Here is a 25,263-nt window from a genome sequence, read left to right on the forward strand (position 1 = left end):
TGCCCGCAGCGTGCGACGCTAGGGCAGTCTGGCGAGGCGTTCTCGGATCAGGTCGTAAAAGCCGGCGGCGTCGATTTGGTTGATGACATGGCAGTTGGGCCGCCGGTCGGTGACCCGCCACCAGTCGACCACCGTCATCCCCATGGTCAGTTCCGAGCCGGTTTCGACCTGGACGTTGCAGTCACGTCCTTTGAACAGTTCCGGCTGCAACAGATACGCCAGAACGCAGGGGTCGTGCAGCGGCCCGCCGTCTTCGCCGTACTTCTCCATGTCGAAGCGCTCATAGAAGTCGAGCATGCCGGCCGCCGCGGTCCCGGTTTTGGTTCCCAGCGCGCGCAGGGAGTCGATCCACTCCCGACTCATGAGGGCTTTATGTGTTACATCAAGCGGATGCATAACGAGCTTCACACCAGAGCTGAAGATAACGTGGGCCGCATGCGGGTCGACGTAGATGTTGAACTCGGCGGTCGGGGTCACGTTGCCGCCTTCGAAGTACCCGCCCCCCATCATCACAAGTTCGGCGATGTGGTCCACGATGTCCGGCGCCTTGATCATCGCCGCGGCGACGTTGGTCAGCGGCCCCAGGGTGCAAAGCGTGAGTCCCTGCGGCGGGGCCGCGCGCAGCGTCTCGACCAGCCAGTCGACGGCGTGACCGTCCTGCAGCGGCATCGTCGGATCCGGCAGGCCCGACCCGTCGAGGCCGGTCTTGCCGTGCACTTCTTCGGCCGTGACGAGCGGTCTGACCAGCGGCCGGGCGCAGCCGGCAAAGACCTTCATGTCGCTGCGTCCCGCCAGTTCGCAGACACGGCGCGCATTGGCCTCGGTGAGGCGCAGCGGCACGTTGCCGGCCACGGCCGTGATTCCAACGACCTCGAACTCTTCGGAAGCAAGGGCGAGCAGGATGGCAATGGCATCGTCCTGTCCGGGGTCCGTGTCGATGATGATGGGTCTTGGGGGCATGCTATGGGTTCCTGGAGGGCTGCAGGCCTTCCGCCCGGAAGCGTGAGGCTGCTTGGTGACGGCGCGCCGCGCGGCTTCTAGCGATGCCCGATTGGCGCGGCCCCTGCAAGCCCTGCGGCACGGACTTCGCTGGCGCCCCAGGGGTTGCAGGGGCGTACCAAATCGGAATCGCACGGAAATCCGCAGGCTAACGTACCGCTTTCACTTGAAAACCGAGGCGCAAAGGGACATCTGCGACAAAACAGGGTCGAACAGGCGGCGCTCCGGGGCAAAATCCATCATCTCTGTCGCGGTCACCCCGCTCACCTACCCTGCCGGGCCGAAAAGCCAGGCGGGACGGAGGGCGGCGGATCACCTGTCTGTCTGGCTTGCTGTTTGCCTTGACCGGGTCGCCTCGATCAGGGCAGAACCGTGCTAGGCGCGAATTCACAACGGTCCGGGCTTGCGGGGGGACGGTTTCCCGGGGCCCAGGGCTGAAACAAAAAACCGCAGAAACGCTTTGACGCAGGGCTCGTCTCCTCAGGTGCCACGAACACTCCTCAGAAACACCGCCGCCGGAAGGACCGCCCCCAGAAGGGCCGATCTCGTAAAGGCAGGGGCGGCATGACACTGGCTTGGATCGTCCTCCTGCCGTTCCTGGGCGCTCTGCTGCCCGGCCTTCTGATCCGCGCCGGCCGCGACGCCTGCGCGCTGACGACCGGTGCCGTCACACTGACGGCCCTTGTGCTGTTGCTCGTGCAGGCGCCCGCCGTCTTCGCCGGCGAGGTGATCCAGGCGCGCTGGGAGTGGCTGCCGGCGCTCGGCCTGAACGTGACCTTCTTTCTCGACGGCCTCGGGCTCTTTTTCGCCGCCCTGATCCTCTTCATCGGCCTGCTGATCATCACCTATGCGCGGTACTACCTCGCAAAGGAAGATCCGATGGGGCAGTTCTATGCCTATCTGCTGCTCTTCCAGGGCGCGATGGTGGGCATCGTCCTCTCCGACAATGTGCTGCTGCTGCTGATCTTCTGGGAACTGACGAGCCTGTCGTCCTTCCTGCTCATCGGCTACTGGAAACACCTGCCGGAAGGCCGGCAGGGCGCGCGCATGGCGCTGGCGGTGACCGGGATGGGCGGCCTTTCGATGATCGCCGGCATGCTGATCCTCGGCAGCATCGTCGGATCTTACGATCTCACCGTCATTCTGCAGCACGGGGAGGAGATCAAGGCCTCCCCCTTGTACATTCCCGCCCTGCTGCTGATCCTCGGCGGCTGCTTCACGAAGTCAGCGCAGTTCCCCTTCCACTTCTGGCTGCCGCACGCCATGGCGGCGCCGACACCGGTCAGCGCCTATCTGCATTCCGCCACCATGGTGAAGGCAGGCATCTTCCTGATGGCGCGCATGTGGCCGGTTCTGGCGGGCACCGACGCCTGGTTCTACATCGTCGCCACCACGGGGCTGGTCACCATGGTGGTCGGTGCCTGGATTGCGCTCTTCAAGGACGATCTCAAAGGCCTGCTGGCCCACTCGACGGTCAGCCATCTGGGCCTGGTGACCATGCTCTTCGGCTTCGGCACCCCCATGGCAGCCATCGCCGGCGTCTTCCATATCCTCAACCACGCCACCTTCAAGTGTGCGCTCTTCATGACCGCCGGCATCGTCGACCACGAGGCCGGCACACGTGACGCCAGGCGTCTGGGCGGGCTGGCCGCGCTGATGCCCATCACTGCGACCATCGCCACCCTCGCCGCCTTTTCCATGGCCGGGATACCGCCTTTCAACGGCTTCATCTCCAAGGAGATGATGCTGCACGAGGCGGCCCAGACGCCTTGGGCCGGGAACCCCTGGATTCTGCCGGCGCTTGCGACCCTTGGCGCTGTCTTCTCCGTCGCCTACTCCTTCCGCTACGTCTTCCACGTGTTCTTCGGGCCGAAGCGCGACGACTATCCGCATCACCCCCATGATCCGCCGGCTGGGATGTACCTGCCGCCGGCGCTGCTGGTGGTGATGGTCATCGTGATCGGGCTGCTGCCCGGGATCGTGGCCCAACCTTTGGTGACCGTGGTCTCCGGCGCTGTCACCGGTGCCCCTTTGCCGGATTACTATCTGGCGCTCTGGCACGGCTTCAACCTGGCCCTGGGTATGAGCGCCATAGCCGTCGTCGCCGGCATCTTCCTGCTGTTCCGTCACGCCGCGTTCAACCGGCTGCGCCTGGCGCTGCCGCGGCCGGAAGCAAAGACCATGTTCGACGCCACGGTGAACGGGCTGGCCGCTTTCAGCAATCTGGTCATCGACGGCCTGCACAACGGCTCCCTGCGCCGCTACATGGCCTTTTTCATCGCGTCCGCGCTGGTGGTGGGCACAGCGGCCTTTGCGGGCGGGGAGCATCTTGCCGGAACCCGCGAGATGACCGAGGCGCCCTTTGTCCCGGTGCTCGGCTGGCTGCTGCTGATCGGCGCCTGCATCTCCATCGTCTTCTTCCACCGCAACCGCCTGCTGACCCTGGTCCTCGTCGGCGTGATCGGCCTGATCGTCTCCATCGCCTTCGTCTATCTCTCGGCCCCCGATCTCGCACTGACACAGATCTCCGTCGAAGTGGTCACCGTGATCCTGCTGTTGCTGGCGCTCAACTTCCTGCCCAAGGAAACGCCGCGCGAAAGCTCGGTGGGGCGGCGGGCCCGCGACGGCCTGCTGGCCGGCCTCAGCGGACTTGGCATCGGATCGCTGATCTTCATGGTGATGACCCGCGACTTCACCTCGATCTCGGACTTCCACCTCGCGGAATCGAAGCCGGGCGGCGGCGGCACCAACGTGGTGAACGTCATCCTCGTCGACTTCCGCGGCTTCGACACCTTCGGGGAGATCATCGTTCTCGGCATCGCGGCGCTGGCCATTTACGCGCTGATCGACGGCGCCCTCCACGGCCCTGCCGCCAAGCGCCTGAACTCCTGGATTCCGGACCAGGAGCGCGCCCAGGACCGCCACCCGCTGATGATGGTCGTGGCGACCCGGGTGATGCTGCCGCTTTCGCTGCTGGTCGGCATCTACATTTTCCTGCGCGGCCATAACGAGCCCGGCGGCGGTTTCATCGCTGGCCTGGTCGTCGCCATCGCCTTTCTCATGCAGTACATGGCCAGTGGCTTCGGCTGGGCCGAACGGCGCATGAGGATCGACTACCACGCCGTAATCGCCTGGGGCGTCCTTATTGCCGGGCTTACCGGTGTCGGCGCCTGGCTGGCCAGCCGCCCCTTCCTCACCAGTGATTTCACCTATGTGAAGCTGCCGATCCTGGAAGAATTCGAACTGGCCACGGCCATGAGTTTCGACGTCGGCGTGTTCCTGACCGTCGTCGGCTCGGTGATGCTGGCACTGGCCAATCTCTCGCGGTTAGCGCGGCGCACTGAAGAGCCGGTCAGCGCCGAACCGATGGATTTCCGCCCCGTGCCGGACGACGAGGCCGGAGAGACCGGAAGCGGCGGTGATGACAGCAAGGCCGGCGTGGCCGCGAAGGAGAGCGTGTAGATGGAATTCCTGGTCGCCAGCGGCGTTGGCTCCGTGACCGCGGCAGGGGTCTATCTGGTGCTGCGCGGACGCACCTTTCCGGTCATTGTCGGACTCGCCCTGCTGTCCTACGCCGTCAATCTCTTTCTCTTCGCCACCGGGCGACTGGTCATCGACCAGCCGCCGGTGATCACTGACGGCGTGACCAGCTACACCGACCCGCTGCCGCAGGCCCTGGTGCTGACGGCCATCGTGATCTCCTTCGGCATGACCGCCGTCGTCGTCGTGCTCGCGTTGCGGGCCTATCTCGAGGCCGGCTCCGATGCCGTCGACACCAACGTGGATGCGGAGCCCGAAGACACCGGTGACGGGCGTCCGGCCGGCGGCGGAGGGGCCTCCACATGAACCACCTGATCATCCTGCCGGTCATACTGCCGGCATTGCTGGCCCCCTTCATCGTTCTGGCGATGCGCCACGACCTCTTGCTGCAGCGGGTCTTCTCCATGGCCGGTGCGGTCGCGTTGCTGGGCATCGCGCTGATGCTGCTGGACCAGGCTGCCGGCGGGCCGCCGCAGGTCTACGAACTCGGCAACTGGCCGGCGCCCTTCGGCATCGTGCTGGTGCTTGACCGCCTATCGGCCCTGATGGTGCTGCTCACCGGCATCCTGGCCGTGGTGGTGGCAGGCTATGCCATCAGCTCCGGCTGGGATGCGCGGGGCCGCCATTTCCATGCCCTCTTCCAGTTCCAGCTGATGGGCATCACCGGCGCCTTCCTGACCGGCGACATCTTCAACCTCTTCGTCTTCTTCGAGGTGCTGCTGATCGCCTCCTACGGCCTGATGCTGCACGGCGGCGGCGCGGCGCGGACTCGCGCGGGCGTCCAGTACGTGGTGGTGAACCTCGCCGGCTCCACGCTCTTCCTGGTCGCCGTCGGCATCATCTACGGCGTCACCGGCACGCTGAACATGGCCGACCTCGCGGTCAAGGTGCAGCAGGTGGGCCCGGGGGATGAGGCGTTGCTGCGGGCCGGCGGCCTGCTGCTGCTGATGGTTTTCGCCGTCAAAGCGGCCCTGGTGCCGATCCATTTCTGGCTGCCGGGAACCTATGCCAACGCGCCGGCCCCGGTCGCCGCGCTTTTCGCCATCATGACCAAGGTCGGCGCCTATTCGATCCTGCGGGTCTTTACGCTGGTGTTCGGCGACCAGGCGGGATCGACGGCCTGGATCGCCGCCGACTGGCTGCTGCCGGCGGCCCTGGTGACGCTTGTCATCGGCACCGTCGGTGTGCTGGGCGCCAAGGCCCTCACACGGCTGGTCTGCTTCGCGGTGGTGGGCTCCATGGGAACGCTGTTGACGGCGATTGCCCTCTTCACACCGACTGCGACCGTGGCGGCGCTGTTCTACATGATCCATTCGACCTTCGCGACAGCAGCGATGTTTCTGCTGGCCGATCTGATCAGCACGCGCCGCGGCGGCGCCGGGGACCGTCTGGTCACGGCGCCCCGCTTCGCCCAGACGGGTCTGCTGGCGTGTCTGTTCTTCCTGGGCGCGATCGCCATGGCCGGGATGCCGCCGATGACCGGCTTCCTGGGCAAGCTGCTGGTGCTGGACAGTGCGCGCGCGTCTGACTCGATGGCGACCATCTGGACGGTCATCCTGATCACCTCCCTGATCGCCATCGTCGGCTTCGCGCGGGCCGGCAGCGTCGTGTTCTGGAAGAGCGCCTCCGTGCCCGGACCGGACGAGGACAGGAAGGCCGCCACGCCCGCCGCCCTGCCCATTGCCGCAGCGGGGACCATGCTGGCGGCGATGGTGGCCCTGGCCATGTTCGCCGGCCCGGTTACGGGCTATCTCGAAGCGACGGCGGCCAGCCTGTACGAGCCTGCCGGGTACATCCGGGCGGTGCTCGGCCCCGACATGACGGCAGCGCGATGAGCGAGGAGACCAGCCGATGCTAGCCAAGTTGCTCCCGCACCCACTGCTGACGGTCACCCTGACCATCGTCTGGATGATGCTGCTGAACGCCTTTTCGATCGGCGGCCTGGTTCTGGGCGTGATCCTCGGCGTCACCGTGCCGCTCCTCACGCAGGCTTTCTGGCCGAGCCGTCCGCGGGTCCGCAATCCGCTGATGATCGCGGAGTATGGCCTGATCGTGCTCTGGGACATCGTGCTCGCCAACATCCAGGTTGCCTACATCGTCGTCTTCAAGCCCAACGACAAGCTGCGCCAGCACTTCGTCGCCGTTCCCCTCGAGATCTATTCGCCGGAGGCCATCACCGTGCTTGCGGGGACCATCACCATGACGCCGGGAACCGTCTCCGCCGACCTTTCAGCCGACGGCCGCGTGCTGCTGGTTCACTGCCTGGACACCGGCGATCCGGAAGGAACGGTGGCCCAGATCAAGGCGCGCTACGAAGCGCGACTGAAGGAGATTTTCGAATGATCACCTATGCGCTCTTCTTCGGCTTCGCCTGCTTTGCGCTGGGGCTTCTGCTCAATCTCTACCGCCTCGCCAAGGGCCCCGGCGTTGCAGACCGCGTGCTGGCCCTGGACACCATGGTCATCAACGGCATAGCGCTCCTGGTGCTCTACGGCGTGGCGCAGGGCACCGCCGTCTACTTCGAGGCGGCCCTGCTCTTTGCCATGGTCGGCTTCATCACGACAGTCGCCTTCTGCAGGTTCATCCTGCGCGGCGACATCATCGAGTAGCGGCGGGCTGTCATGGACTGGCTGGTTGAACTCCTGCTTTCGGCCGTAATCGTCTTCGGCGGTATCTTCGGGCTCGTCGGCTCATACGGCCTGGCCAAGCTGCCGGACCTCATGAGCCGGCTGCACGGCCCCACCAAGGCCACGACACTGGGCGTCGGCTCGGTGCTGATCGCCTCCATCATCTTCATGCTGTGGGACCAGAGCACCCTCACCGTCCACGAACTGCTGATCACGATCTTTCTCTTCCTCACCGCGCCCATCACGGCGAACTTCATCGCCAAGTCGTTCCTTCATCGCCGCGGCGAAACCGATCTGAACCTGCCGCGGACCGGGAGCGAGTGCGGCTGGGCCAGCTTCGACAAGCCGCCAAATGCGGACGACGACGAGCCGAGTTCGCTGACCATCCCCCGGCGGCACGGCAAGTAACGCCCGCCTCGGCGCTGACCGGTCGGCGCCAGGCCCCCGGCTGACAAGGTCAATATCCCTACGGCCAGGGGGGACTTGCGCCTGACCGTGGCCTCTTTATTATCCCATGGCAACCGCTGCCGCAGAGCCGCGGAATTGAACGATGCAAGCCATACGCTTGGACCATGGGAGGAACAGCAAATGCATCTGGGCTACCCGTCTGAAAAGACGAAGAAAATCACGACGAGGCGCGCCTTCTCGGCCGTGCTCGCAGCAGGCACGGCCATCAGCCTGCTCGCCGCCGGCGCGGCAAACGCCAAGGTTGAGGGCGACACCATCGTGCTCGGCTCGGCGATCTCGCTGACCGGCAAGTACGCCACCAACGGCGTCCACGCGCAGAACGGCTATGAGATTGCCGTCAAGAAGATCAACGACAACGGCGGCGTCACCGTCGGCGGCAAGTCCTACAAGTTGAAGGTCGTCTACTACGACGATGAGTCCACCCCGGCCCGCGGCGCGCAGCTCGCCGAGCGCCTGATCAAGCAGGACGGCGTGCAGTTCATGTTGGGCCCGTACTCCTCCGGCCTCACCAAGGCGATCGCGCCGGTGACCGAGAAGTACAAGATCCCGATGGTGGAGGCCGAGGGCGCCTCGCGCTCGCTCTTCACCCAGGGCTACAAGTACCTCTTCGCCGTACTCTCGACCTCCGAGCAGTACCTGGCCAGCGCGATCGATCTGGCCGCCGAGATGGCGGAAAAGGAAGGCCGCAAGCCCTCCGACATCAAGATCGCCATGGCCTTCGAGAACGATCCCTTCTCGCTTGACGTGCGTGCCGGTGTCATGGACGACGCCAAGAAGTACGACATGAAGATCGTCATCGACGACAAGCTGCCGCGCGACCTCTCGGACATGTCCGCGACCCTGACGAAGGCCAAGGCCCTGAAGCCGGACCTGCTCATCGTCTCCGGCCATTCCAAGGGCGCCGCCACGGCGGTGCGCCAGATCAACGAGATGAAGATCGACATCCCGATGATCGCCATGACGCACTGCGAGGCCGCCAAGGTCACCGACAAGTTCGGGGCCGGTGCAAACGACATCCTCTGTTCGACCCAGTGGGCCGAGACCCTGACCTACGAGGACCAGCTCTTCGGAACGGCCGCCGAGTTCCACGAAGAGTTCAAGCAGACCTTCGATGGTTACACCACGGTGCCTTACCAGTCCGCACAGGCCGCAGCGGCCGTGATGGTCTGGAAGGACGCCTTCGAACGGGCGGACAGCTTCGAGATCGACAAGGTCCGCGACGCCATCGCCGCCACTGAGATGAACACCTTCTACGGTCCCATCAAGTTCTCGGAGGCCGGCAACAACATCGCCAAGCCGATGGTGCTGCGCCAGATCCAGGAAGGACAGTACAACGTGGTAGCCCCGTCGAAGTGGGCTTCCCATCCGGTGAACTATCCGCGCGACGCGGGATTCTGAGGTGCTTTGGCGGGGACCGCCCGGTGGGCGTCCCCTCACCCGGATCCGCCGCCGCCGGCCGAGTGGGCCGGCGGCGGTCCCGGCTGCGCCCTATCCCGCTGCAAGCCTTCATTCTGAGTTGATCTGCAATGCTCGATAACCTGTCCCTTCTGGGGCTGGCCCCTGTCTTCAACATCCAACTGTTGCTGGACGGGCTCTTCATCGGCGCCATCTTCGCCCTTGCGGCCTATGGACTGGCCCTGGTCTGGGGTGTGATGAACGTCAAGAACCTGGCCCAGGGCGACTTCGTCATCATGGGCGGCTACATCGCCTACAGCCTGGCGGAGCTTGGCATTCATCCCATCTTCGGGCTGCCGGTGGCTGTCGTCGTGATGTTCGCCTTCGGCTGGGCGGTTTACGTTCTGGTCATCCGCCGGGTCATCGACCGCGACCTCTTCACCTCGCTGCTGGCGACTTTCGGCATCGCTATCGTCGTCCAACAGACCCTGAACCTGATCTACGGTCCTGAGGTGAAGATTGCCGAGTCCGGCTTCGCGATCCGCTCGGCGCTCGACAACCAGCTGACCGTCGCCGACATCAAGCTGGTGTCCTTCGCGATGGCCGCGGCGCTGGCCATTGCGGTTGTGATCTTCATGAAGCGCAGCCGCATGGGCCAGGCGATCCGCGCGACGGCGCAGGACCCGCGCGCCGCAAAGATCATGGGGATCGACACCGACCGGGTCTACGCTTTCACCTTTTCGCTGAACGCCGCGATCTGCGGAGCCGCCGGCGTGCTGATCGCCATGATCTGGGTGATCCAGCCCTTCTACGGCATCACCCACTCGATCCGATCCTTCGTCATCGTGACAGCGGCGGGTTTCGGCAACCTGCCGGGCGTCATTATCGCCGGCCTCGGGCTCGGGGTCGCCGAACAGTACAGCGGCTTCGTCATGGGTGCCGAATTCCAACAGGCCACGGTGGTCGGCCTGTTGGTCGCCGTTCTTGTCTGGCGGCAGATCCAGCAGAGCCGGATCAGGCAGGTGGTGCAATGACGGCGCAACAGAGACAGTTTCTTCTCTACGGGCTGATCCTGCTCGGCGGGATCGCCGCGCCCTTCGTGTTTCCCAACTACACCTTCCAGATCGCCGTGCTCTGGGTGATGATTCTCTTCGCCCTGACCTGGGACATCATGGGCGGGCAGATGGGCTACAACTCGCTCGGCAACATCTTCTTCTTCGGTGCCGGGATGTACGCCTGCGCCGTCGTCCAGATCGGCCTCTACTACAACGTCGGGGAATACACCTCGGCCTACGGTGCGGTGCGCGTTGACTTCACGCCGGGCCAGTACTACCTCGGCCTGCTGCTCGGCATCCTCGCCTCGGCGGTGATCTCCGCGATCTTCGCGGTGATCTTCGGCTGGATCGTCTTCGGCCTGCGCGGGCCCTACTTCGCCATCGGCACCTTGGGCGTGGCGATTGCCGCCGGCGAACTGGTGGGGGCCTGGGACTGGCTGGGCGGCGGCAGCGGCATTTCCATGCCCACCTATCCCGGCGAGCCCGACGCCCGCGCCAACCTGTTCTACTTTCTCTGTTTCGGCAGTGCGGTCGCCACCTTCCTGTTTCTCAGGATCCTCTACGCCACCCGTTTCAAGCTGGCGATCAACGCCATCCGCGACGACGAGGCCAAGGCCGAGGCCATGGGGGTCCACACCCTGCGCTACAAGATCGTCGCCTGGTCCATCGCCGCCTTCTTCCTGGGCATCTCAGGCGCCATCTACGGCAACATGAGCGGCTTCATCGAACCGCTCGAGGTCGCCTTCCCGACCGTCACCTTCGGCATCTTCATGGTGCTCATGGCGCTGCTGGGCGGCAAGGGCACGCTCTGGGGCCCGGTGCTGGGCGCCACCCTGTTCCACGTGATCAAGGAGGTGACCTGGACCCACCTGCTGGGCTGGCAGTGGGTTGCCCTCGGCCTGCTGATCATCGTCAACGTGGTCTACTTCCAGCAGGGCCTGCTGGGCTGGGCGCAGGAGAAATGGCCGGAGGCTTTCGGCATCCGCGTCGACGAGGACGACAGCGCCGCGAACCGCGAACAACGGAGTGCCGCGGAATGACCGACATGATCGAGGTCGCCGGCGTTTCGAAGGCCTTCGGCGGTGTGCAGGCCAACCGCGCCGTGTCGCTGCGCGTCCCGCCCGGCAAGATCACCGGTCTGATCGGGCCCAACGGCTCCGGCAAGACCACGCTGTTCAACTCCATCGTCGGCTATCACCCCATCGACGAAGGCTCGATCCGCTTCGAGGGGCGCGAGATTTCCAGGCTGCGCGTGCCGCAGATCGCCCGGCTGGGCCTGCTGCGCACCTTCCAGCAGACCCGCATCTATTCCAAGATGGACTGCGTCCAGAACATGCTGATTTCGGTGCCGCACCGGGAGGCCGGCTGGCGGACCATGTTCACGCCCTTCCAGCCGGAACTGGTGGACAAGGCCGAGCAACTGCTGGAGTTCGTCGGTCTCTACGCCAAGCGGCGCCTGATCTCCGGCGATCTCTCCTTCGGCCAGCAGAAGCTGCTGGAATTCGCCATGGCGCTGATGAACGAGCCCAAGGTGCTGCTGCTCGACGAGCCGACCGCCGGCATCAACCCGACCCTGATCAACGGCCTGATCGACCGGCTGAAACGGGCCAACGAGGAGTTCGGGATCACCCTCTTCGTCATCGAACACAACATGCGCGTCATCATGAACCTGGCGGAAAACATCTACTGCCTTGCCCACGGCGAACTCCTGGCGGAAGGCCCGCCGGGCGAAATCCAGAACGACCAGCGGGTGATCGATGCCTACCTGGGGGCCCACTGATGGCGCCTGAAAACAATCAATCTGAGAGCAATCAAGAAGACGCCAAGCGGATCCGCGGCTACGGCCACGGCGGCGTCGAGACGGTCATCTCCGTCGAGGACGTGAACCGCCAGGCGGCGGCGCTGACCGAGTCCGGCATTCCCGAGGGGCGCATCGCCGCCCTCGCCGCGGGCGAGCCCTATGTCAGCATCGACGGTCTGCGGGCCGGCTACGGCAAGATGGAAATCCTGCATGACTTCAATCTGCAGGTCGGCCGCGGCCAGTCGCTCTGCCTGATCGGGCCGAACGGGGCGGGCAAGTCCACGGTGCTGCATTCCATCTTCGGCTTCACCAACATCTTCGCCGGCGCCATCACGGTGGGCGGCCGCGATGTCACCAAGCTCTCCCCCAAGGATAAGCTGCGCACGGCAGGCGTCGCCTACATCCTGCAGGACAAGTCGGTCTTTCCGGCCATGACGGTGGAGGAAAACCTCTGGATGGGAGGCTACCTGATGGACAGCCCCGCCCAGGCCAGAGAGAAGGCGGAGCAGATCTTCGACAAGTACCCCCGCCTGGCGGAGCGGCGCAGCCACCAGGCCAAGGTGTTGTCGGGCGGCGAGCGCCGGCTGCTGGAGATTTCCCGCGCTCTGGTCATGGAGCCGGAGGTGCTGCTGGTGGACGAGCCCTCCATCGGCCTGGAGCCCCGTTTCATCGACATGGTCTTCGAAATCCTCAACGACCTGCAGAAGGGCGAAGGCAAGACCATCATCATGGTGGAGCAGAACGCCAAGAAGGGCCTGGAGTTCGCCGATATCGGCTATGTGCTGGTGTCCGGCGAGCTTGCCATGGCCGATGCCGGCGACCGCCTGTTGGAGGACCCGCAGGTCGGACGCCTGTTCCTCGGCGGATAGGAGGTTTGAGGGTTTGTCGGCACCGGCCCGCTCCCCTTCCCGACCACCCATTAGGATACTTTCGTGGGTGGTCGGGAAGGGGAGCAGGCTGGAACCGCTAGACAAACTAGTCACCCTTCCCTGCGTTTGACGCATGGCCGCTTGGCCGAAGGTAGGGCTTGAACCCCCGGGGTCGAGCGGCAATGCTCTGACGCTTGGGCAGTAGTGCAGGCTGCGTCGCCGGCGGCCAACCGAAAAAAGGTTTCTCAAGATCATGCAGATGACCGGCCAGTACCGTATCGAGGCGCCGCGCCAGGCGGTTTGGGAAGCACTCAACGATGTCGAGGTGCTGCGCGCCTGTATCCCGGGGGTGGAAGAGATCGAGAAGACCTCCGACACCGAGTTCACGGCCAAGGTCAAAGCAAAGGTGGGGCCTGTCTCCGCGCGCTTTGCCGGTGCCGTCACGCTGAGCGACCTGGACCCGCCCAACGGCTATACGATTTCCGGTGAGGGCAAAGGGGGTGCAGCGGGTTTCGCCAAGGGGGGCGCCAAGGTGCGCCTGGAGGAGGACGGTGGCGGAACCCTGCTGAACTACGACGTCGAAGCCAAGGTCGGCGGCAAGCTGGCCCAGATCGGCTCCCGCCTCATAGACGGCACGGCCAAGAAGATGGCGGATGACTTTTTTTCGCGCTTTGCCGAAACCGTCGGCGCGGCGCCGGCAGAGGCTGTAGCCGCCGAGGCCCCCACTGCAGCCCCCGTTGCGGCGCCCGCAGCGGCACCGGCGCCTGCCGCAGCGGATGCGGATGCCGATGTCGGCGCCGGCGCGTCGCTCGGCGTCTGGGTGACCGGCCTGCTTATCGTTGTCCTTATCCTGCTTGCGGTCTTTGCGCTATGAACCGGGTTTGCGCTGCAATCATTGCGTCACAAATCAGCGTTTCCGGGGCGACCTAGACCAAAGTATCAGGCCGGGGACAGCCGCGCCCCTTGACCTGAAAATCCTACCGCAACACACTGATTCCCCGCAGAACATCCGGCGGCCGCAGGGTACCGACTGGCAATCGGGCGGTTGCAGACAAGAATAACCGGACATTCCGTTCGGAGGTCAATGAAGGGAGATCCCCATGCCCACTGTTTCGATGACAGTCAATGGGCAGGCGGTGACGGGCGAGGTCGAAGGCCGCACACTGCTTGTTCAATTCTTGCGTGAACAGCTGTCGCTTACCGGGACGCATGTCGGCTGCGACACCAGCCAGTGCGGCGCCTGCGTGGTCCACGTCGACGGCGAATCCGTGAAAAGCTGCAGCATGCTGGCACTGCAGGCCGACGGCGCCGAGGTGACAACCATCGAAGGGCTGGCGAGCAACGGCAGCCTGCACCCCATGCAGGAAGCCTTCCGCGAACACCATGGGTTGCAATGCGGTTTCTGCACACCTGGAATGGTGATGTCGGCGGTCGACCTGCTGAACAAGAACCCCAACCCGGACGAGGGTGAGATCCGCGAGTGGCTGGAAGGCAACATCTGCCGCTGCACCGGCTACCACAACATCGTCAAGGCGATCCAGTCCGCCGCCGCAAACATGAGGGGTTAGGGCCATGACAGACACCGGAATTGGCGCCAGCGTAAAGCGCAAGGAAGACTTCCGTTTCCTGACCGGCGAGGGCCGCTACACCGACGACATCAACCGGCCGGGCCAGCTTCACGCCTACTTCGTGCGCTCGCCCCACGCCCACGCCACCGTCAAAGGCGTGAACAAGGCAGACGCCGAGGCCGCCGAGGGCGTTGTCGCCGTCTTCACCGGCGCCGACATGGCCGCCGACAACGTCGGCTCCCTGCCCTGCGGCTGGGTGGTCAACGACCGCCACGGCGAGCCGCACAAGGCGCCGCCGCACTTCCCGCTGGTCCGCGACAAGGTGCGCTATGTCGGCGATCACGTCGCCGTTGTCATCGCCAAGACCTATGCGGCGGCCCGCCAGGCCGCGGAACTGGTCGAGGTCGACTATGACGAGCTGCCGGCGGTTGCCGAGACCGGGAAGGCCCGCGACGGGTCAGCGCCGCTGCTCCACGAAGAAGCGCCGGGCAACCTCTGTTACGACTGGGTGCTGGGCGACGAGGCCGAGGCCGATGCCGCCTTCGCCAAGGCGCACCACGTCACCAAGGTCGATCTGGTGAACAACCGCCTGATCCCCAACGCCATGGAGCCGCGCGCGGCCATCGGCGAATACGACATGGGGACCGACAGCTACACGCTCTACTCCACCAGTCAGAATCCGCACTTGCTGAAGCTCATCCTCTGCGCCTTCGTGCTGGGGCTGAACGAGAACAAGCTGCGGGTGATCGCGCCTGATGTCGGTGGCGGTTTCGGCTCCAAGATCTTCTGCTACGCTGAAGAGACGGTCTGCACCTGGGCCGCGAAGAAGGTGAAGGCGCCGGTGAAGTGGACGGCGGAGCGCACCGAAAGCTTCACCTCCGACGCCCACGGCCGCGACCACATCACCCATGCCCAACTGGCGATGGACGAGAACGGCAAGTTTCTGGGCATGAAGGTGGACACCACGGCGAACATGGGTGCCTACCTGTCCAGCTTCTCGACCTCGGTGCCGACCTATCTCTACGCCACGCTGCTCGCCGGGCAGTACACCACGCCGGTGATCTTCGCCAACGTGAAGGCGGTCTTCACCAACACCGCCCCGGTGGATGCCTACCGCGGCGCCGGGCGGCCGGAGGCCACCTACGTGGTCGAGCGGCTGGTGGAGGTCGCGGCGCGGGAAATGGGGCTCGACCCCGCCGAAATCCGGCGCCGGAACTTCATCCAGCCGGACCAGTTCCCCTATCAGACCCCGGTGGCGCTGCAGTACGACATCGGCGACTACGGCGCCTCCCTCGACAAGGCGCTGGAGATGATCGACTACGACGGCTTCGCAGCCCGTCGTTCGGCCTCCGAGGCCAAGGGCATGCTCCGGGGCATCGGCTTCTCCGCTTACATCGAGGCCTGCGGCATCGCTCCTTCCGCCGTGGTCGGCTCCCTCGGCGCCGGCGTCGGCCTTTGGGAGTCAGCACAGGTCCGCTTCAACGCGACGGGCTCGGTTTCGGTCTTCACCGGGGCCCACAGCCACGGCCAGGGGCATGAGACCACCTTCTCGCAGTTGGTGTCCGATACCCTGGGCGTGCCCATCGAGAACGTGGAGATCGTGCACGGCGATACCGGCTCGATCCCCATGGGCATGGGCACCTATGGCTCGCGCTCCCTGGCGGTCGGCGGCTCGGCGATCTCACGGGCCTGCGACAAGATCATCGAGAAATCGCGCAAGATCGCCGCGCATCTGATGGAAGCCTCGGTGGACGACGTCGAGTTCGAAAACGGCACCTTCCGGGTCGCCGGTACCGACAAGGAGAAGTCCATCGCCGAGGTCGCCTTCACCGCCTATGTGCCGCACAACTATCCGGAGGGCGTGGAGCCCGGCCTCGACGAGACCGCCTTCTACGATCCTCTGAACTTCACCTATCCCTCGGGCGTGCACATCTGCGAGGTGGAGATCGATCCCTCGACCGGGGTGACGGAGATCGTCGACTGGGTTGCCGTCGACGACTTCGGCAAGGTGATCAATCCGATGGTGGTCGAGGGCCAGGTTCACGGGGGCATTGCCCAGGGCGTGGGCCAGGCGCTGCTCGAGAACTGCGTCTACGACGGCGACAGCGGGCAGCTTCTGACCGGGTCCTATATGGACTACTGCATGCCGCGGGCCGACGACCTGCCGTCTTTCCGCGTCGGCATGACGGAGACGCCCTGCACCCACAATCCCTTGGGGGTGAAGGGCTGCGGCGAAGCGGGCGCGATTGCCGCCCCGGCCGCCACCATCAACGCCATTACCAATGCGCTCGGCATCCTGTCCATGGATATGCCAGCCAGCCCCGAGAAGGTCTGGCGCCTGGCCAACCAGCAGAAGATGGCCGCCGAGTAAGGGGAGACGACGACAATGTACGATTTCAACCATCACCGCCCAGGCTCGGTCGCCGAGGCGGCAAGCGCCCTGGCCGGCGCTTCGGACGGCAAGCTTCTGGCCGGCGGCATGACCCTGATCGCGACGCTGAAGCAGCGCCTCGCCAGCCCTTCCGACCTGATTGACCTCGGCGCCATTGCTGAGTTGAAGGGTATCAAGGAAGACGGTGGGGCGCTGGTCATCGGCGCGATGACCACCCACGCCACGGTGGCCAACGACGCGACGGTGAAAGCCAAGATCCCGGCGCTGGCTGCGCTGGCCGAGGGGATCGGGGACGCCCAGGTCCGCAACTGCGGCACCATCGGCGGGTCCATCGCCAACAACGATCCAGCCGCCGACTATCCCGCCGCCGTGGTGGGACTCGGCGCCACGGTCCACACCGACAAGCGCCAGATCGCGGCGGACGATTTCTTCACTGGCATGTTCGAGACGGCCCTCGACGAGGGCGAGATCATCACCGCCGTCTCCTTCCCGATTCCGGAGAAAGCCGGCTACGCCAAGTTCGCAAACCCGGCCTCGCGCTATGCCATCGTCGGCGTGATGGCCGCCAGCGGCCCGGCGGGCACCCGTGTCGCGGTGACCGGCGCCGCCCCCTCCGTGTTCCGTGTCGGCGATGCCGAAGCGGCACTCGGCGGCGGGTTTTCCGCCGATTCAGTCTCGGGGGTGACCGTGGGTGCGGACGGTCTGAACGCCGACATGCACGCCTCGGCGGACTACCGTGCCCATCTGGTCAGCGTGATGCTGCGCCGGGCGGTCGAATCCGCAGGCTGAACCGCAGCCAGAAGTCTGCGCAAGGCCGGGCCCGCTGGGCCCGGCCTTCGCTTTTCCGAGTTTGCGGCGGAGGCGGCGCGCGGTAGCTTGCGCCCATGGCCGACCCGCAAAGCGTAGCGCCCTCCAAGACAAAGCGACCCTGGCCCCGCCGGCTGGCCGTTGGCCTCGCGGTCCTGATCGCTGCCGTCGTCCTCGCAGCGGTGGGGCTGCGCAAGGAGATCGCGGGCGGGGTCCTGCACAGCATCCTGGAGGGCCGCGGGATCACCGTGGCCGCGCTCGAGGTCGAACAGCTCTCCCTCAGCCGAGCGACGCTCGGGCCTCTGGCGCTGGGCGATGCCGAGGAACTGACGGCTGAGCGGATCATCCTGGATCTGGATATCAGCCTGACGGGCGCAGAGATCACCGCGGTGACGGTTGAGAGCCCTGGTCTCTCGGTCGATCTTACCGGCCAACGCCCTCTTTTCGGCAGCCTTCAGACCGCGGTCGAGGCTCTGCGCGCTCAGGACAGAGGAAGGCGCGCTGAACCCACCACACCGGCTGTCCCGCCGGTCACGCTGCGCGGCGGCCGGATCCTGGCGATGACCCCGCAGGGCGCTATGGAAGTCTCGCTCGACGGCGGCATCGAACCGCAGACGGACGGCACATTGGCAGCCGCCCTGGCGGCAAGTGCGGACAGCCCCCTGGGCCGGCTTGCCGCCAGTCTGCAAGGGCGGCTCGGCAGCGCGGGAGACTTTGCCGCGCGGGCGCAGATCGACGAAGGCGAACTCCGCTGGCAGGACTTCGGCATCGGGCAGGTCGCCGGCACCCTGGCCATCGCCCGGCCCGCCGGCGGCACGCCGAGGCTGAACAGCAACCTCGCCTTCGAAGATCTTTTCTACCGGCCAGAGGATGGGCCACCGCTGACCTTCATGCAAGGACGTCTGGAAGCGCGCGGCGATCTGAGCGGCCTGACCTTGAGCGCCCGGCTTGACGGCGAAGGCGAAACCATCGTCCTGGACCTGGATGGCGGCCTGGAAGCCGGCGATCCGGCGGAAGGCACTGCGAGCCGGGAGCTCGCCGTCTCCTTCGCCGCCGAAGTCAGCACGCAGGGCGCCCTGCCCGGCCTGCTGAAGCTGCCGGAGCCTGCACCCGAGCGGGGCCAGCTCACCTTCATCGCCGATCTGCGCGCGGATGTTCCGGGATCGGCCCTGCAGCCGCAGGACCGCAGCAGATCCTGGCAGAATGCAACCAGCGACGCGCTCGCGGCGCTGATGGAGAGTGGCAACGCCCTTCTGCATGGCGACGTCATTCTGGCCGATGTCGCACTGTCGGACGGCAGCGCCGGTCTCTCGGCCCACATTCCGCTGATCGCCGATCTGCAGGGCGGCACCTTGAACCTGCGTCTGACCGACGACATGGAACTGCGGATCGAAAGTCTTGCAGCGCAGACCCTGGCGGGTCTCGGGGTGCTGCAGGAGCATCGACCGGTTCTCCAATCAGGGTTCTCGCTCTCCGTTTCGGCTGCGCAACCCAGGCCCGCCGCGGCCACCATGACGGCCGCCTGGCCGCCCGAAGATGCGCAGGTCACGCTTCCGCTCCGATTCAGCAGCGAACAGGGCGTCAGCGCCGAGGCCGTGGTGCTGGGCCGGGCCGCGCTGGCGCGCAACGGTCTGCTGAAACGCTTCAGCGGAACCCTGTCGACGGCGCTCACAGCCGAGCGCTTTGCCATTGCCGCAGGCGAAGCCCGCGGCCTGGCCGTGTCGCTGCCGCTGCGTGTCGACTTCCGTCCCGGCACGCTCGAGGCCAGCCTGGACGGCAGCGGCAGCATCGCGGCGCGGCAGGTGGCCGGCGCGCTGCCCCTGCGCTTCAGGGAGCGGACCGCTCTGACGATTACCCAGGCCCGTGTCCGCTGGACCGAAGCGGACGCGGCCTACAGCTACCGGCTGCAGGCGCGCGACCCTTCGGCAGTCCTGGACCTCATCACGGAGGACGAGCGTCTGGAGGTTGGTCTGGAGGACGGCGCCTTTACCCTCGACGGGCGTTTCGCGGTGGATCGGGGCCATAGCGCCACCGCCGCGGCCCGGTTCGGCCGGATCGCCATCCCGGCCTACGGCGTGACGGCTGCGGACATGACGGCCGAAAGCGACCTGGACCAGGATCTGCTGCCCGCACTGGGCCGCTTTTCGGTTTCCAGCCTGACGGCGGACGTGACGAACCTGCCCCTGGAAGCCGTTGCTCTGGACGGTGAACTGCGGCGCGCCGGCACCGGCTTCGACCTGGCCGCGACGATCGGCCTCGTCGATGGGCCGCAGCTTGCCAATCTGACGGGGCGCTACGACGACGCGGGCACCGGCACCGCGCAGATCGTCCTTGACGGCTTGCAGTTTGCGCCGGACGGACTCCAGCCGTCGGACATCTCCCCGGCTCTTGCGGAGCTGGAAGACGTGGAGGGCCGGCTCAGCGGCGAAGCAACGCTGCATTGGCCGATGGAGCGTGCTCCCTCCGAAGGGAGGCTAAGAACCGAGGGCCTGTCGTTCCGCAGCCAGGGCGTCGGCGTGAAGGGACTGGCTCTGGATCTCGAACTCGACGATCTCTTGCGGCTTGCAAGCAAGCCGGACCAGCGGCTGCGCATCCGGGAGATCGACGCCGGCGCACCCGTCACCGAGATCGACCTCCGCTTTCGCCTGGACCAGCAACCGGACCCGGGCGTCGACCTTTCGGGGGGCAGCTTCCGCCTGGGCGGCGCGACCTGGCGGATCGAGCCGACGCGGCTGGACCCGGCCGCAGCTGAAAACGCCATCGCGCTGGCCACCGAGACCCTGGATCTCGCGACCTTCTTCGCTCTCATCGAGGTCGAGGGCCTCTCCGGCAGCGGCGTTCTGGCTGGCCGTATCCCGATCCGCGTCGGCGAAGCGGGCGTGGTGATCGACAACGGCAAGCTGGAGGCACAGGCACCGGGCCGGCTCTCCATTCGATCGCAGGCGCTTGTCTCGGCCCTCTCCGGCGGCGGCGAGACGGTGGAACTGGCGATCCGGGCGCTGGAGGACTTTCGCTATGACCGGCTCTCGGTCACGGTGAACAAGACCCTGGCCAACGATGCCCAGGTCCTGCTGTCGATCCTCGGCCGGAATCCCGCCGTCCTGGACGGCCAGCCCTTTCAGTTCAACATCAACCTGGAGAGCAACCTGACCAGCGTCCTCGAGGCGGTCCGCCAGGGTTTCTCCCTGTCCGACGACGCGCTGCGCCGGGCCTGGCGCCTGCGGCAGTAGAGCGCCTCCAGCCGTAAAACACCGCCGGGGATGAACCGCGGAGCACCGCCGTATGACCCCTTGCACCATAGGGGCGTTGGATCACCATCCGGCGGACTGCTATGCTGGCAAAGGATTGGATATTCGGCGCGATTCGTAAGGGGAGAACAGGCTTTGACGAGAGTTTCCGGCCGCACCTTGGCCTATGCAGTGGTCTGTCCCTGCCTGCTTCTCGCCGCCTGTACACCGAAAGTACAGGTGGAGGCCCCCAAGGAGCCCATTACTATTAACCTGAACGTCAAGCTCGATGCGGAGGTGCGGGTGAAGCTCGAGGAGCAGGCCGACAAGGACATTCAGAGCAATCCGGACATCTTCTGACCGGCAAGCCCGACCCCGACGAGACGCCCAGCAGGCGGCACTCCAAAACTCTTTGAGGACCAAGGTATGACAAGGTTCCGGATTTCCCTCTTCGCAGCGTTGACGGCAGCCGCCCTGCTGCTGGCCGCGCCGGGCGGACCTGCGGCTGCGCAGTCGCTGGACGACCTGCGGGCAGCGGGGAAGGTCGGCGAGAGCTACACGGGACTGGCGGTGGCCCGCGATCCCAGCGTTGCCGACTTTGTCGAAGAGGTGAATGCCAAGCGCCGGGCAATCTACGCCGAGCAGGCGCAGAAGACCGGGGCGACGGTCGCGGATGTCGGCGCTGTCTATGCGCGGGAGATCGTCGAGCAACTGCCCGCCGGCACTTGGGTTTTGACAGACAAGGGAGAGTGGGTACAACAGTAGTCGGCATCCTCATCGGGTGCTTCCGGCCAACCCCTCCACATTCACGAAGCGAGATCTTGAACCATGGGCGAGCCGAGCCCCCTCTCCGTCCCTGTGCCCGTCTCTGTGGACGAGACGCTGGATCTCCTGGCGCGCGGCAACTACGTCGGCGAACGCAGTCTGGCGACGGTTCTTTTTCTCTCGCTGAAACTCGGCCGGCCGCTGTTCCTGGAAGGCGAAGCCGGTGTCGGAAAGACGGAGATCGCCAAGGTCCTGGCTCAGACCCTGGGGCGCCGCCTCGTACGCCTGCAGTGTTACGAAGGGCTCGACGTTTCCGCAGCGGTTTACGAATGGAACTACCCGCGCCAGATGGTCGAGATCCGCGTTGCCGAGGCCGCGGGCGCAGGCGACCGGGCGAGCCTGACCAGCGACATCTTCGACGAGCGCTTCCTGATCGAACGCCCCTTGTTGCAGGCGCTGCGGCCGGACGACCGGGGTGCGCCGGTCCTGCTGATCGACGAGCTCGACCGCACGGACGAGCCCTTCGAGGCTTTCCTGCTGGAGGTTCTGTCCGACTACCAGATCACCATTCCGGAACTGGGAACCATTGCCGCGGCAACGCCACCCATCGTGATCGTGACCTCCAACAGGACACGTGAAATCCACGATGCCCTGAAGCGGCGCTGCTTCTATCACTGGGTCGACTACCCGAACGCCGAGCGCGAACTGGAAATCCTGCGTGTCAAGGCGCCGCAGGCACCGGCGAAGCTCTCCGCAGAAGTCGTCTCCTTCGTGCAGGCGCTGCGCAAGGAAGACCTCTTCAAGCTGCCCGGCATTGCCGAGACCCTGGATTGGGCCGAGGCCCTCACCCAGCTCGACAAGGTCGCCCTCGACCCGCAGGCGATCGATGACACCCTGGGCGTCCTGCTGAAGTATCAGGACGACATTGCGAAGATCCAGGGCAGCGAGGCTGCACGCCTGCTGAACGAGGTGAAGTCGGAGCTGACAGGCGCCGTCGTCGCCTGATTCCGGTTCAAGACCGGCCGCAGGGCTGCGGAACGCAGCTCTCCCTGGCCCGCATGCGTCCCATCTTTGTCCCAGAGATTGCAGAACGTTCAGGAATCTAACCCTGGCGTTTATTAGCGTTTCATGTAAACGTAACAGCGTAGATCTGCTTGCAAACGAAGGCGGTGCGCTGGCCGCGTGACCCGCCGAAACTGGGGTGGGGGAACCATGGCAGATACCTTGCTCGTCGGGATCGACGGCAGCGATGGGGGGGCACGCGCCGCAAACTTTGCCGCACAGCGCGCCCACGACAGCCAGGCACGGCTGGTGGTGGCCTACGTCATCGAATGGTCACCGTACACCTTCAATACACCGCAAGAGAACGAGGTGCGCCATAAGCGCCGCGAAGAGGAAATCGAGCGCGCGGAGAAAGAAGTCATTGCGCCGGCCCTGGCGACGCTCAAGACCCATGGGGTCGAGGCCAAGGGCATCGTCCGCCACGGCCACGCGGCAGAGGTCCTGAGCAGCCTCGCCGGCGAGGAGAAGGCCAGCCAGATCTTCATCGGCCGGCGCGGCCTGACCAAGCTGCAAGCGCTCTTGTTCGGCAGCACCGCAGGAAGCCTGGTGCAGATTTCGCCGGTCCCGGTCACCGTCATTCCGTGATCGGGCACTGACCGGATGCCAAGGGTTCGGCCCTCCGGGAAAAACAGTCGTTCCGCAAAACCATAAAACGGTAACGGCCCGCTGCAAGGGGACCGCAGCACAACGAAAAAAGCGAGGCTTCTATGAAAACGTCGTTCTTGGCCTTTTTCGCTACGCTGTTCTGGGCAACCACAAGCCTGGCCCAGGACGCGCCCATGGGCCTGGATGAACGGATCAACCAGACCATCTCTCCCGTCACCAATGCCATTGCCGGGGTGATCTTCTATTCGATCCCGGTTTCAGACGATATCGGCCTGCCGGTCATCGTGGTCTGGCTCGTCGTGGCCGCCCTCTTCGCGACGTTTTACTTCAACTTCATCTCCGTGCGCGCCTTCAACCACGCCATCGCTCTGGTGCGCGGCGACTATGCCGACCCGAAGGACGCAGGCGAGGTGTCGCATTTCCAGGCCCTGGCGACGGCACTGTCGGGTACGGTCGGCCTCGGCAACATCGCCGGTGTCGCGATAGCCGTTTCGATCGGCGGCCCCGGGGCGACGTTCTGGATGATCCTCGCCGGTTTTCTCGGCATGTCGCTGAAGTTCGCCGAGTGCACCCTGGGCGTCAAATACCGCAACGAGTATGCCGACGGCACGGTCTCCGGCGGCCCGATGTATTACCTGAGCAAGGGGCTCGGCGAAAAGGGCATGGGCGGGCTCGGCAAAGTGCTGGCGGTCTTCTTCGCCATCTGCTGCATCGCCGGGTCGCTGGGCGGCGGCAACATGTTCCAGGCAAACCAGTCGTTCCAGCAGTTCGTCAACGTCACCGGCGGCGAAGCCAGCTTCATGGCCGACAAGGGCTGGCTCTTCGGCCTCATCATCGCGGCGCTGGTCGGCGTGGTCATCATCGGCGGCATTCAGTCCATCGCCAAGGTGACGGAAAAGGTGGTGCCCTTTATGGCGATCATCTACTGCACGGCCGCCGTCATCATCATCGTCATGAACATCGACAAGGTGCCGGCGGCCTTCGGCGCCATCATCACCGGCGCCTTCAATCCGGAAGGCGTGGCCGGCGGTGCCATCGGCGCGCTGATCCAGGGCTTCCGCCGCGCTGCCTTCTCCAACGAGGCGGGCATCGGCTCGGCCTCCATCGCCCACTCAGCAGTGCGCACCAAGGAGCCGGTGACCGAGGGCCTGGTCGCGCTGCACGAACCTTTCATCGACACCGTCGTGATCTGCACCATGACGGCGCTCGTCATCGTCATCACCGGCACTTACACCGCCGGCGGCGGCATGAGCGGCGTCGAGCTGACGTCACTGGCCTTCGAGAGCGCCTTTTCCTGGTTCCCTTATGTGCTGGCGCTGGCGGTGATCCTCTTCGCCTTCTCGACCATGCTGTCGTGGTCCTACTACGGCGTGAAGTGCTGGACCTATCTGTTCGGCGAAAGCCGCTCCATGGATCTGCTCTTCAAGGTGATCTTCTGCATCTTCGTCGTCATCGGGGCCTCCATGAACCTGGGCCCGGTGATCGACTTCTCCGACTCGGCGATCTTTGCCATGTCGATCGCCAACATCATCGGGCTCTACATCCTCTTCCCCGTGGTCAAGGAAGAGCTTTCCTCCTACTGGTCGCGCCTGAAGTCCGGCGAGATCAGGAAGTACGTTCCGGGTGAAGCCGGCACCGGCACCTGAATCGCCCAGTCCCTAAAAGCGAAGACCGGCAGCCTCCCGGCTGCCGGTCCTTCTGTGTTGCGGTCTGCCGGCATCAGGGCGCATAGCCGATCCACTTTCCGCGGCCGTCATAGTCGACCGCTCCGGACGCCGCCGGCGCTTCAAGGGCTTCTTCGTTGCCGCTCTGGTCCGCCGTGCCAAGACTGAAGACGAACAGGAAGACGAGCGCGAAAACCGCGATGCTGCCAACGATCCAGCGCAGCTTGCGCAGAAGGTCGCCGGTCGCAGGAAGGGCGCCTTCGAAGCTTCCCCGGTGACCCAGGGGATGGGGTTGAAACTGCTGTTGAATACTGGACATGGTCTGTCTCCAAGCTGCTGTGGGGAGCGGAGCCGCAGCGGCGCCGCGGGACCTGCTATTCCAGTCCCCTCACTCATCTCTTGACCCTCATGTGCGGCC

Annotated in this window: 23 protein-coding genes; 21 read left to right on the forward strand and 2 right to left on the reverse strand. The window is 65.5% G+C overall.

Features of this window, described 5'->3' with window-relative positions; genetic code table 11:
- Positions 1-18: 18 nt before the first annotated feature.
- Positions 19-960 (reverse strand): nucleoside hydrolase, encoded by a 942-nt coding sequence (locus tag ACO06P_RS02645; RefSeq protein WP_420348464.1) that lies wholly within the window; start codon positions 958-960, stop codon positions 19-21.
- 603 nt (positions 961-1,563) lie between these two features.
- On the opposite strand from ACO06P_RS02645, the gene ACO06P_RS02650 reads away from it, so the two are divergent.
- The 21 genes from ACO06P_RS02650 to ACO06P_RS02750 all read left to right on the forward strand — a co-directional run bounded on the left by ACO06P_RS02650 (position 1,564) and on the right by ACO06P_RS02750 (position 24,827).
- Positions 1,564-4,461, forward strand: a complete 2,898-nt coding sequence (locus tag ACO06P_RS02650; RefSeq protein WP_420348465.1) for a monovalent cation/H+ antiporter subunit A — start codon at positions 1,564-1,566, stop codon at positions 4,459-4,461.
- Entirely contained in the window at positions 4,462-4,845 is a 384-nt protein-coding gene (locus tag ACO06P_RS02655; RefSeq protein ID WP_420348466.1) for a Na+/H+ antiporter subunit C, read from the forward strand.
- Positions 4,842-6,374, forward strand: coding sequence for a monovalent cation/H+ antiporter subunit D (locus ACO06P_RS02660; RefSeq protein ID WP_420348467.1), 1,533 nt, complete (start codon positions 4,842-4,844; stop codon positions 6,372-6,374). The genes ACO06P_RS02655 and ACO06P_RS02660 overlap by 4 nt, the downstream gene beginning before the upstream one ends.
- A gap of 16 nt (positions 6,375-6,390) precedes the next feature.
- Entirely contained in the window at positions 6,391-6,882 is a 492-nt protein-coding gene (locus tag ACO06P_RS02665) for a Na+/H+ antiporter subunit E (RefSeq protein ID WP_420348468.1), read from the forward strand.
- On the forward strand, positions 6,879-7,148 hold the full coding sequence (locus ACO06P_RS02670) for a K+/H+ antiporter subunit F (protein ID WP_420348469.1): 270 nt from the start codon (positions 6,879-6,881) through the stop codon (positions 7,146-7,148). The genes ACO06P_RS02665 and ACO06P_RS02670 overlap by 4 nt, the downstream gene beginning before the upstream one ends.
- Positions 7,149-7,160: 12 nt before the next feature.
- Positions 7,161-7,574, forward strand: coding sequence for a Na+/H+ antiporter subunit G (locus tag ACO06P_RS02675; protein ID WP_420348470.1), 414 nt, complete (start codon positions 7,161-7,163; stop codon positions 7,572-7,574).
- 180 nt (positions 7,575-7,754) lie between these two features.
- A complete protein-coding gene (locus ACO06P_RS02680; RefSeq protein WP_420348471.1) occupies positions 7,755-9,032 on the forward strand; it encodes an amino acid ABC transporter substrate-binding protein in 1,278 nt (425 codons plus the stop codon).
- Positions 9,033-9,160: 128 nt separating this feature from the next.
- The gene (locus ACO06P_RS02685) at positions 9,161-10,063 is read left to right on the forward strand and encodes a branched-chain amino acid ABC transporter permease (protein ID WP_420348472.1); all 903 of its coding nucleotides are present in this window, start codon (positions 9,161-9,163) and stop codon (positions 10,061-10,063) included.
- Positions 10,060-11,124: a branched-chain amino acid ABC transporter permease gene (locus tag ACO06P_RS02690; RefSeq protein WP_420348473.1), complete on the forward strand. Its 1,065-nt coding sequence runs from the start codon at positions 10,060-10,062 to the stop codon at positions 11,122-11,124. The genes ACO06P_RS02685 and ACO06P_RS02690 overlap by 4 nt, the downstream gene beginning before the upstream one ends.
- Positions 11,121-11,864: an ABC transporter ATP-binding protein gene (locus tag ACO06P_RS02695; protein ID WP_420348474.1), complete on the forward strand. Its 744-nt coding sequence runs from the start codon at positions 11,121-11,123 to the stop codon at positions 11,862-11,864. The genes ACO06P_RS02690 and ACO06P_RS02695 overlap by 4 nt, the downstream gene beginning before the upstream one ends.
- A complete protein-coding gene (locus ACO06P_RS02700) occupies positions 11,864-12,754 on the forward strand; it encodes an ABC transporter ATP-binding protein (RefSeq protein WP_420348475.1) in 891 nt (296 codons plus the stop codon). Before ACO06P_RS02695 ends, ACO06P_RS02700 begins: the two co-directional genes overlap by 1 nt.
- 259 nt (positions 12,755-13,013) lie before the next feature.
- Complete coding sequence (locus ACO06P_RS02705; RefSeq protein WP_420348476.1) at positions 13,014-13,628, forward strand: SRPBCC family protein; 615 nt, start codon at positions 13,014-13,016, stop codon at positions 13,626-13,628.
- 226 nt (positions 13,629-13,854) lie between these two features.
- Positions 13,855-14,322 (forward strand): (2Fe-2S)-binding protein, encoded by a 468-nt coding sequence (locus tag ACO06P_RS02710; RefSeq protein WP_420348477.1) that lies wholly within the window; start codon positions 13,855-13,857, stop codon positions 14,320-14,322.
- A 4-nt stretch (positions 14,323-14,326) separates the two neighbouring features.
- Positions 14,327-16,693 carry a xanthine dehydrogenase family protein molybdopterin-binding subunit gene (locus ACO06P_RS02715; protein ID WP_420348478.1) on the forward strand — a complete coding sequence of 789 codons (2,367 nt, stop codon included), beginning with the start codon at positions 14,327-14,329 and terminating at the stop codon, positions 16,691-16,693.
- A 15-nt stretch (positions 16,694-16,708) separates the two neighbouring features.
- On the forward strand, positions 16,709-17,503 hold the full coding sequence (locus tag ACO06P_RS02720) for an FAD binding domain-containing protein (protein WP_420348479.1): 795 nt from the start codon (positions 16,709-16,711) through the stop codon (positions 17,501-17,503).
- Positions 17,504-17,598: 95 nt separating this feature from the next.
- Positions 17,599-20,751, forward strand: a complete 3,153-nt coding sequence (locus tag ACO06P_RS02725; protein ID WP_420348480.1) for an intermembrane phospholipid transport protein YdbH family protein — start codon at positions 17,599-17,601, stop codon at positions 20,749-20,751.
- A 153-nt stretch (positions 20,752-20,904) separates the two neighbouring features.
- Entirely contained in the window at positions 20,905-21,108 is a 204-nt protein-coding gene (locus ACO06P_RS02730; RefSeq protein ID WP_420348481.1) for a YnbE family lipoprotein, read from the forward strand.
- Between the two features lie 66 nt (positions 21,109-21,174).
- Positions 21,175-21,513: a DUF1318 domain-containing protein gene (locus ACO06P_RS02735; protein ID WP_420348482.1), complete on the forward strand. Its 339-nt coding sequence runs from the start codon at positions 21,175-21,177 to the stop codon at positions 21,511-21,513.
- Positions 21,514-21,576: 63 nt separating this feature from the next.
- On the forward strand, positions 21,577-22,518 hold the full coding sequence (locus tag ACO06P_RS02740) for an AAA family ATPase (protein WP_420348483.1): 942 nt from the start codon (positions 21,577-21,579) through the stop codon (positions 22,516-22,518).
- A 207-nt stretch (positions 22,519-22,725) separates the two neighbouring features.
- On the forward strand, positions 22,726-23,160 hold the full coding sequence (locus ACO06P_RS02745) for a universal stress protein (protein WP_420348484.1): 435 nt from the start codon (positions 22,726-22,728) through the stop codon (positions 23,158-23,160).
- Between the two features lie 122 nt (positions 23,161-23,282).
- The gene (locus tag ACO06P_RS02750; protein ID WP_420348485.1) at positions 23,283-24,827 is read left to right on the forward strand and encodes an alanine/glycine:cation symporter family protein; all 1,545 of its coding nucleotides are present in this window, start codon (positions 23,283-23,285) and stop codon (positions 24,825-24,827) included.
- A gap of 73 nt (positions 24,828-24,900) precedes the next feature.
- Here the strand turns inward: ACO06P_RS02750 and ACO06P_RS02755 are convergent, their stop codons facing one another.
- Positions 24,901-25,164 carry a hypothetical protein gene (locus tag ACO06P_RS02755; RefSeq protein WP_420348486.1) on the reverse strand — a complete coding sequence of 88 codons (264 nt, stop codon included), beginning with the start codon at positions 25,162-25,164 and terminating at the stop codon, positions 24,901-24,903.
- Positions 25,165-25,263: the final 99 nt, after the last annotated feature.

Source organism: Pelagibius sp. (genome assembly GCF_965227505.1).
Lineage (GTDB): Bacteria > Pseudomonadota > Alphaproteobacteria > Kiloniellales > Kiloniellaceae > Pelagibius.

Coding starts and splice junctions, on each gene's coding strand:
- ACO06P_RS02645 (WP_420348464.1), bottom strand. CDS start 960: ATGCCCCCAAGACCCATCATCATCGACACGGACCCCGGACAGGACGAT.
- ACO06P_RS02650 (WP_420348465.1), top strand. CDS start 1,564: ATGACACTGGCTTGGATCGTCCTCCTGCCGTTCCTGGGCGCTCTGCTG.
- ACO06P_RS02655 (WP_420348466.1), top strand. CDS start 4,462: ATGGAATTCCTGGTCGCCAGCGGCGTTGGCTCCGTGACCGCGGCAGGG.
- ACO06P_RS02660 (WP_420348467.1), top strand. CDS start 4,842: ATGAACCACCTGATCATCCTGCCGGTCATACTGCCGGCATTGCTGGCC.
- ACO06P_RS02665 (WP_420348468.1), top strand. CDS start 6,391: ATGCTAGCCAAGTTGCTCCCGCACCCACTGCTGACGGTCACCCTGACC.
- ACO06P_RS02670 (WP_420348469.1), top strand. CDS start 6,879: ATGATCACCTATGCGCTCTTCTTCGGCTTCGCCTGCTTTGCGCTGGGG.
- ACO06P_RS02675 (WP_420348470.1), top strand. CDS start 7,161: ATGGACTGGCTGGTTGAACTCCTGCTTTCGGCCGTAATCGTCTTCGGC.
- ACO06P_RS02680 (WP_420348471.1), top strand. CDS start 7,755: ATGCATCTGGGCTACCCGTCTGAAAAGACGAAGAAAATCACGACGAGG.
- ACO06P_RS02685 (WP_420348472.1), top strand. CDS start 9,161: ATGCTCGATAACCTGTCCCTTCTGGGGCTGGCCCCTGTCTTCAACATC.
- ACO06P_RS02690 (WP_420348473.1), top strand. CDS start 10,060: ATGACGGCGCAACAGAGACAGTTTCTTCTCTACGGGCTGATCCTGCTC.
- ACO06P_RS02695 (WP_420348474.1), top strand. CDS start 11,121: ATGACCGACATGATCGAGGTCGCCGGCGTTTCGAAGGCCTTCGGCGGT.
- ACO06P_RS02700 (WP_420348475.1), top strand. CDS start 11,864: ATGGCGCCTGAAAACAATCAATCTGAGAGCAATCAAGAAGACGCCAAG.
- ACO06P_RS02705 (WP_420348476.1), top strand. CDS start 13,014: ATGACCGGCCAGTACCGTATCGAGGCGCCGCGCCAGGCGGTTTGGGAA.
- ACO06P_RS02710 (WP_420348477.1), top strand. CDS start 13,855: ATGCCCACTGTTTCGATGACAGTCAATGGGCAGGCGGTGACGGGCGAG.
- ACO06P_RS02715 (WP_420348478.1), top strand. CDS start 14,327: ATGACAGACACCGGAATTGGCGCCAGCGTAAAGCGCAAGGAAGACTTC.
- ACO06P_RS02720 (WP_420348479.1), top strand. CDS start 16,709: ATGTACGATTTCAACCATCACCGCCCAGGCTCGGTCGCCGAGGCGGCA.
- ACO06P_RS02725 (WP_420348480.1), top strand. CDS start 17,599: ATGGCCGACCCGCAAAGCGTAGCGCCCTCCAAGACAAAGCGACCCTGG.
- ACO06P_RS02735 (WP_420348482.1), top strand. CDS start 21,175: ATGACAAGGTTCCGGATTTCCCTCTTCGCAGCGTTGACGGCAGCCGCC.
- ACO06P_RS02740 (WP_420348483.1), top strand. CDS start 21,577: ATGGGCGAGCCGAGCCCCCTCTCCGTCCCTGTGCCCGTCTCTGTGGAC.
- ACO06P_RS02745 (WP_420348484.1), top strand. CDS start 22,726: ATGGCAGATACCTTGCTCGTCGGGATCGACGGCAGCGATGGGGGGGCA.
- ACO06P_RS02750 (WP_420348485.1), top strand. CDS start 23,283: ATGAAAACGTCGTTCTTGGCCTTTTTCGCTACGCTGTTCTGGGCAACC.
- ACO06P_RS02755 (WP_420348486.1), bottom strand. CDS start 25,164: ATGTCCAGTATTCAACAGCAGTTTCAACCCCATCCCCTGGGTCACCGG.